Annotated in this window: 1 protein-coding gene; it reads right to left on the bottom strand. The window is 63.7% G+C overall.

Translation table 11 applies throughout. The features are described 5' to 3' along the window. A partial coding sequence (locus tag IEX16_RS19800) for an IS481 family transposase (RefSeq protein ID WP_229676466.1) occupies positions 1-1,118 on the bottom strand: 1,118 nt, incomplete at both ends.

Genomic DNA, 1,118 nt, shown 5'->3' on the forward strand with positions numbered 1-1,118 from the left:
CGTCCTGTTGCCTGAGGTCAATGGTCAGGCAGCGGTGGTGAGCAAAGAACACCTCGAACAGGCCATCCTGGTCAGGGCGCGGACGTATGGCCACCCTGTGGCCCCGAAGCGCGTTCGTCACTTTGTAGCGCTCGCCGCCAAAGCGCAACTCGCCGTTGCAGCCCACCGTGCGTACCTCATCGCGGCTCGCATATTCAGGACTGCCCAGGTGCTCAGGAAACCGCCGGGCACTAGGCCTGTAACGCGTAATGGGAGTTGCCATTTGCAGGGCTTCATGGGGGCGCTCGTGGTTATAAACCCCACGCCAACGATCCAGTGCCGCTTGCACCCGCGCAAAGCTCTCGAAGCTGCGCCCCTTGAGCACTTCAACGTCAAGCGAGCGGTGAAAGCGCTCATCTTTGCCGTTGGTCTGCGGATGATACGGTCGACTGTGGCTGACCACAATTCCCAGGCGAGTCAGCCAGACCCCGAGCTCGGTCAGCTGGCCCGGTGCTTTGGGAGAGCCCCAGGGCGCGCCGTTGTCAAAGTTGATCTGTACCGGCAGGCCGTACAGGCCAAACACCCGCTCCATTTGGGTTTGCACGACCCCAGTCGTTGTCTTGGCGCACGCCTGCAACGCGAGGTTGAACCGCGAATGGTCATCGATCATCGTCAGGGGCGAGCAGCGCCCCTGGGCGGTCTCAAAGTGGCCCTTGAAGTCGGCCTGCCACAGCGCATTGGGTTCATCGCGCTCAAACCGCATCCAGTGCTTTGCCGCCTGGCTGGCCTGAGCACTGATCAGGCCGTGGCGGTGCAAGATGGAGGTGACCGTGCTGGGAGCGACCAGCGCCTGGCCCAGATCGAGCAGGCGCCGGCTGATCTTGCGTCCACCCCAGGCGGGGTGCTCACCACGCAAGGCGATGACGGCGCGCTCAATGCCCGCATCGGAGATGGCTGGGCTGTTTGCAGGCCTGCGCGAGCGCTCCTGCAGGCCTTCAGCGCCTTCCCGGGCAAAGCGCTGCAGCCACTTGTAGGCGGTCTGCGGGCTGATCTCAAAGCGCCGGCACAGCTCGCGCCGGTTGGCACCTTCCTGGCGGGCGAGCAACACAAACTCGTGCTTCAAACTCATGATGTCCTGC

Origin of the sequence: Polaromonas eurypsychrophila (assembly GCF_014641715.1) — a bacterium.
GTDB classification, from domain to species: Bacteria; Pseudomonadota; Gammaproteobacteria; order Burkholderiales; family Burkholderiaceae_C; genus Polaromonas; species Polaromonas eurypsychrophila.